This window comes from Acinetobacter sp. 22301 (genome assembly GCF_052045285.1).
In the GTDB taxonomy this organism is placed as follows: domain Bacteria; phylum Pseudomonadota; class Gammaproteobacteria; order Pseudomonadales; family Moraxellaceae; genus Acinetobacter; species Acinetobacter pittii.
Map to the genome: position 1 here is coordinate 23,392 of NZ_JBQEOR010000020.1, position 6,166 is coordinate 29,557.

The following is a 6,166-nucleotide window of genomic DNA, read 5'->3' on the forward strand; positions in this document are numbered from 1 at the left end:
TAACGTCAATGCAAGTTTATTACGAAACGTATAGAATAACTTGAGATGGGTATAACAATGATTAATCGTTAGTGAAATTTTATGGCTCAAACGCAAAGTATAGTTAATTCAACGTTAAAGAAATTATCAAAAATAGGTTTATACGGAAAAAAGGTCACTTCTGCCACGGCCGCAATTAGTGAAGGTTTCTATCTAGTTTATCGACATGGGCTTTATAAAGATCCTAATAATCCTGTTAATACACGTTATGTCCAATACTTTTGCCGCCGTTTATGTCAGGTTTTTAATTTAGATATAGAAGTACATGGCACAATTCCTAGAGAACCAGCTTTATGGGTAAGTAATCATATTTCTTGGCTAGATGTTGCAGTTCTAGGTTCAGGTGCGCGAGTTTTCTTTCTGGCTAAAGCTGAAATTGAAAATTGGCCTATTCTTGGAAATTTAGCCAAAAGTGGTGGAACGTTATTTATTAAGCGCGGATCTGGCGATTCCGTCAGAATTCGTGAACAAATTGCTGAATTTTTAAAACAGAATATTCCCGTATTATTTTTCCCTGAGGCCACAACTACAGATGGACATTCTGTTAAAAAAGTTCATGGGCGATTACTGGGGGCAGCGATTGAAGCACAGCGTCCAGTACAGGTTTGTTTGATTTGTTATGTAAACCGCGATGGGCAATTAGATACAGTTGCGCCATTCATTGGTGACATGACATTTGCCGAACATATTCAACGTGTACTTGAAATGCCTAAAGTAACAGCTCATCTGTTAACTTTGCCTCCTATTTCAGTGGAAGGGCATGACGTCAAAAGTTTAACGCGCGAAGTTCAAGAAAAAATGGTGGAAGGTTTGGCTCAACTACATCAGAAAGTACTTAAGCCAAAAAACTAATTACATAAATCCTTCAAGTGGCAGCCATGAAAGAAACTTCATGCCTGCTTTTTGCCACCATTTCATCTCAGGTTCCTGTCTATAAATTACAGGACCATTTGGAGTTTCTTGCTGCCAATAAATATGATTGTTAGTGTCGAGCTTTAATTTATAAGCATACTTATTTAAATTTTCATCCATTGTATGGTGAATCGTCTTAGCCAGCGATGGGCTATCTAAAATCACACCAATTTCAGTATTTAAGTAAGCCGAGCGCGGATCAAAGTTAAATGAACCAATAAAAACCTGTTCATCTAATGCCATAAGTTTAGTATGCAAACTTGAGCGGCTTAATCCTTTCATGTTTACTTTAGCTTTAGTAGCAAGCTCATCTGTATTTTTATTTAAATCTCTTTTATCTGGTGTCGGTAAAAATTCATAAAGTTGTACGCCGTTTTTAAGCAGTTCTTTACGATATTTCCCATAAAAGGCATGTACAACAGCAACGTCATTCGCTTTAAAAGAATTCGTTAAAACTCGAACCTCAACACCTTCTTTGGCAAGCGTGCTTAAAATCTTGGCACCTTGTTTTTCAGGAATAAAATAAGCAGAGATTAAGTCAACGTTACTTTCTGGTTTTTCCAAATGATTAATTAATTGGAAGTTGAGATGTTCTTCCTTCTTAGCTTTCGATTTGATTTTATCAGGTGAGTCTTTTACCACTTCTGCTTTGACCCAATCGAATTGAATATTATGATTTAGCCATTGATCAAATGCATGGGATTTTGCGGTTAAGTTTAAAAAGTTTTGAACGGTAGCTTGTTGATAGTGTGCTTCAAGCTGTTCTTTTAAGCCTTCATAGCGTAAACGGTGCTGCTCAGGGCTTACGATACTTTGAACCGAATATGCATATTCATGATTCCAGTAATCATCAAACGAATTTACGATATCATCAACAGCAGCGCCTACCAACATTACATCGACATCAGAAAACTGATAGCTATCGCTTACATTGTAATATTGATTGGTCATATTGCGTCCGCCAATAAGAGCAACCTCATTGTCGGCAATAAAACTTTTATTGTGCATACGACGATTAATACGTTTTAAATCCAGCACCATATCCATCGCACGGTATTTGCGGAAACGGTAGGGATTAAAAAGCTTAACTTCAATATTTTTATGCTGAGAAAGGGCCAGTAAAATCCCTTCCATTTTTTTTGCATTATTGTCATCAATAAGAAGTCGGACTTTTACACCTCGATCAGCTGCACGAATAATCGCGTGCAAGGCTAAAGCACCAACTTTGTCATTATCCCAAATGTAATATTGTAAATCTAAAGTCTTTTCGGCTTTATCAATTAATCTAAGTCGAGCCGCGAGAGCCTCCAGAGGATCATTTAGAACATGGAAACCCGTTAACTTTGGATTTTGCTGGCGTAAAGGTGTAATAATTTTGGCAAGTGAAGTCTCAGAGGTATCAATGTCCTTTGCATATTGCACAGGCTCAACACCATGTTTTGGCAGAGTACTACATCCTGTCAAACCCACAGCAAAACTTGAACATAGGACTATAGAGGCTTTTATCAAAAAGCCTTTAGCTTGTTGATTCGTTTGAAGCTGTTTGGAGGGAAAGGATTGTGCCATAATCAGTACATACGATAAGGTGAGCTAGAGTATAATTCGTGCATATTGAAAGATAAATATTGAATTTGATTACTAGCAATCAATATAAGATAAGTCGAGAGTCGTAATGTGGAATCCAAATTCAATCATTTTTTGTTTTTACTTTATTTTTTCAATACTTGCTCTATGGGGGATTTCTGAGGCTTGGATTCATCAATCACGAACTGAGACGATTCATCCATTTAAAGCTTTTGTACATCTACTCGCATTTTATCTCTCTTATCTACTTATTCCTCTCTGGTTTTTTAATTTATATGCTGCTTGGATTGGTTACTACTCAATTCATCAAGGTATTTTCATCTTTTTCTTAAGTGGCGTGTTAATTTATGCCCGATTTATTGAACCTCATTTAGTGCGTGTCGATATTCATCAATATCGCTTAAACCCGGATCGTAGTTTTGACAAGCCAGTAAAAGTAGCCTTAATTGCAGATTTACATATTGGTTTATTTTCAGGGCATGAACGCCAGCTCAAAACCATAGTTAGAAAATTAAATGAACAGCAACCTGATTTAGTGGTTGTCGCTGGTGATTGGACATATGAGCCAGAAGATAGACTGATTGAAGAGTTAAGTGTTTTAAAAGAAATTCAGGCACCTGTATATTCGGTTCCTGGAAATCATGATGAGCAATATCCTGGCCCACCGATTCAGCAACTATTAAAAGATGCCCTGTTTTATAATGAAGTTATTGATATTGAAGGTAAGATTGTTGATTTTGAAGAATTTCGTTTGATTGGCATTGGTGACCTGTGGGCAGGCAAAACCGATATGCGTTCTATGCCAGATTTACCGCAAGACAAGCCGTGGTTAATTTTGTCCCATAACCCCGATACCGTAGATATGGTGCCTAAATTGCCGAATCGACCATTAATGTTATCTGGACATACACATGGAGGGCAGGTAGAGCTTCCATGGTTGACTAACTATATTATGAAAAAAGTATCAATTTTAGGTCATAAGCGCGGTTTCTACTCTCATGAGCATGCGGATGTCTTTGTTACCGTTGGCACAGGAATGGTTGGAATTCCTTTGCGTTTCAGAGTGCCACCAACCATTGATATTATTGAGCTAGTTTAAAATAAAAAAGCCAATCACAGAGGATTGGCTTTTTTATGAGTTAAATCTACTTATGGAATAACGACAATCGCAACACGTCGGTTAATCGCACGGTTTTCATTGGTTGTATTTGGCACATAAGGTTGTGTTGAACCACGACCAATTACGTAGATGTTTTCTTTTTTAAATCCACGTGTTAAGAAAAGGTTTGCCACACTTTGAGCACGCTCTTCAGATAACTTTTGGTTATATGTAGCATCACCAACATCATCAGTATGACCAACAATTTTCAATTTATTCAGGTCATATTTATTCAATTGATTTGCTAGACGTACTAACTCAGCTTCATGACTTTGTTTTAACTGCGCATTATTAAAGTCAAATAATAAGCGTTCTGGTAAACCTAAAGTCCAGCCTTCATCAGTAAGAACGAAACCTTCTTTTTTGAGCAATTTTACTTGACGATATTTTAATGGACCAAAACTCAGGCACCCTGCAAGAGTAATGCATAGCAATGCAATAAAAGAGAGTTTTAAAGATCTTGTATTCATAGATTAGCCTAAATTTAATTTTCAGGTTTATAGATAAACCAGTGTTCATCCGAATTTTTAGCCTTATACATTGCTTGATCTGCTTGCATAATGAAATCTTCGGGGCTAGATGCAAATTGTGATAAAGCAATACCTACACTGAAACTGAAGTAAATGGTTTGACCATTTAGATGCAAAGGTTCTTTACAGCTTTCGAGTAAATTTTCAGCAATAGATATTAAATGATCAGCATGACTAATGGAATGCAAAATGACAGCAAATTCATCACCACCTAACCTTGCAATAAAATCTTGATGACGCAAACGAGTTTGCAGGCGATTCGCCATTTCTTTTAAAACTTCATCGCCAGCTAAATGGCCAAATTGGTCATTAATTGCTTTGAAGTTATTGTTATCTATAAATAATAATGCAGACTTATTATCAAACCCTTTATCTTCAAACATGTCTAAAAGGATTTGGTAAAAATAATGTCTATTAGGTAATAAGGTGAGCTGGTCGTGATGAGCCTGAAAGGATAATTTACGATTTTCCTTTTGTAGCTGGTTATCCCATATTTGAATTTCTTCAAGTAACTCGTTAAAAACGGTATTTAAATCTTGAAATTCTTTAATTCGGTTATAAGGAAAACGAAGATTATAAGCTTTTTGTTCACTTACAATTTGAGCAATATTAGTAAGTGGGTAAATAGCCTGCATAATTTGACGATAAGTTAAGTTCACTGACCACCATAAAGCGCAAACAATAAACAACATTGCAATCGCAAGCCCTACCATAATCATTTTGAGGAACTGCAATATTTTTTCAGAGCTACCAAAAAGTGTGAGTTCACCTACATTTTGTTCATGATGATAAATTGTAAGATGAACAGGCTCATTTAAAAACCAGTGATCAAACCAGCCTTCTAAAATTGAAGTTTGACTTGATAATTTAAAACTTTGGGCGATCAGATGATGTTCTGAATCATAAATATGAATAGTACGAATTGAATGATCATTCGTATATTCATTCAAAATCTGCTCTATTGTAATTTTATCATTAAACACGACTGCAGGCTGAATACGCTCTAATAGAGTATGACTAAGCAATTGCAAATTCTGTTTGGCATAAGTTTCCATAGTAAAAACGGAAATTGAGACAAACGTAAAAGAGCAAATAAAAAAAGTAATAGCAAAAATAGTAAATTGAGATTTTCTAAATAATGCGTGTAGTGAAGTGGACTGATACAACTTTGATATCATGATCCTTACTCCGCATTCTTAGCCAAGAGTAATACTCTCGGATCAATATGGACTTTGGAGTGACTTAAAGCATCTAAGTTAACTTTAAAGGTAGTGTAATTATTCTGAGTATATAAACAAAAGATACTTCCTATCTCGCACTCTGAATTATTAATACTTAAAGAAAGTAAAGAATGATAAGGATAGTTTTGAATAAGGTTTTGTTGTTGCTGCGGAGAAGTACTAGAAAAATAGACAGCCTGACAATGTGACCGAGCAAAATCTTTCGCATTTACAGTTTGAACACGATAATTATAAGACATTTGCTGGATGTAAGATTGAAAAGTAGATGTAATAGAAGGGTTATCAATTACACAAAGAGTAGGAGTATTTACATTCTCCCACTTACTGTAGCTTAGGATAGATAAAGTAAGTACATAGAAATTATGTTTTGAATTGGCATAACAAGGCCCACTCGTAGCAAGCACTACAAGTATGCAAACAAATACTTTTTTAGCGAACTGCCACATGGTGAGTTAATGCCAAACTATTGCACGAATAATCTATTCTACATGAAGTTGATAACGTAAAAAAAGTTTAATATCTCATCTAAAAGTGAGCAAAAAGCTTAAAAATTGTCCAGTTGATGATATTGATTTAAAAAAGGGGTTGCAAAGGTAAGTTAATGGTCTATAATGCACATCCATCGGCGGTGATGCAGATAGAAACTTGTTGAAAAACAGTTACTTGGAATTGAGTTGGTTGCTTTAAGTGATGAATTTGAT

Annotated in this window: 6 protein-coding genes; 2 read left to right on the plus strand and 4 right to left on the minus strand. The window is 35.6% G+C overall.

Translation table 11 applies throughout. From position 1 onward, the window contains the following. Positions 1-81 precede the first annotated feature (81 nt). A complete protein-coding gene (locus tag ACTJJH_RS18155) occupies positions 82-891 on the plus strand; it encodes a lysophospholipid acyltransferase family protein (protein WP_005804926.1) in 810 nt (269 codons plus the stop codon). On the opposite strand, the gene ACTJJH_RS18160 is transcribed toward ACTJJH_RS18155, so the two are convergent. After that, complete coding sequence (locus tag ACTJJH_RS18160) at positions 892-2,517, minus strand: phospholipase D family protein (protein ID WP_002117884.1); 1,626 nt, start codon at positions 2,515-2,517, stop codon at positions 892-894. It lies immediately after the preceding gene. A 106-nt stretch (positions 2,518-2,623) separates the two neighbouring features. On the opposite strand from ACTJJH_RS18160, the gene ACTJJH_RS18165 reads away from it, so the two are divergent. After that, on the plus strand, positions 2,624-3,634 hold the full coding sequence (locus ACTJJH_RS18165; protein ID WP_057068141.1) for a metallophosphoesterase: 1,011 nt from the start codon (positions 2,624-2,626) through the stop codon (positions 3,632-3,634). 50 nt (positions 3,635-3,684) lie between these two features. Here ACTJJH_RS18165 and ACTJJH_RS18170 read toward each other — a convergent pair whose 3' ends face one another. From ACTJJH_RS18170 to ACTJJH_RS18180, 3 genes are read right to left on the minus strand one after another with little or no spacing between them, the layout of a single operon-like run. Beyond that, entirely contained in the window at positions 3,685-4,164 is a 480-nt protein-coding gene (locus ACTJJH_RS18170) for an OmpA family protein (protein ID WP_002117846.1), read from the minus strand. 14 nt (positions 4,165-4,178) lie between these two features. Then, on the minus strand, positions 4,179-5,402 hold the full coding sequence (locus ACTJJH_RS18175) for a diguanylate cyclase domain-containing protein (RefSeq protein ID WP_005065229.1): 1,224 nt from the start codon (positions 5,400-5,402) through the stop codon (positions 4,179-4,181). Between the two features lie 5 nt (positions 5,403-5,407). Then, a complete protein-coding gene (locus tag ACTJJH_RS18180; RefSeq protein WP_002117836.1) occupies positions 5,408-5,911 on the minus strand; it encodes a YfiR family protein in 504 nt (167 codons plus the stop codon). Positions 5,912-6,166: the final 255 nt, after the last annotated feature.

Bases quoted from the DNA above. Each gene is read 5' to 3' on its own strand.
- ACTJJH_RS18155 (WP_005804926.1), top strand. From the start codon at position 82: ATGGCTCAAACGCAAAGTATAGTTAATTCAACGTTAAAGAAATTATCA.
- ACTJJH_RS18160 (WP_002117884.1), bottom strand. From the start codon at position 2,517: ATGGCACAATCCTTTCCCTCCAAACAGCTTCAAACGAATCAACAAGCT.
- ACTJJH_RS18165 (WP_057068141.1), top strand. From the start codon at position 2,624: ATGTGGAATCCAAATTCAATCATTTTTTGTTTTTACTTTATTTTTTCA.
- ACTJJH_RS18170 (WP_002117846.1), bottom strand. From the start codon at position 4,164: ATGAATACAAGATCTTTAAAACTCTCTTTTATTGCATTGCTATGCATT.
- ACTJJH_RS18175 (WP_005065229.1), bottom strand. From the start codon at position 5,402: ATGATATCAAAGTTGTATCAGTCCACTTCACTACACGCATTATTTAGA.
- ACTJJH_RS18180 (WP_002117836.1), bottom strand. From the start codon at position 5,911: ATGTGGCAGTTCGCTAAAAAAGTATTTGTTTGCATACTTGTAGTGCTT.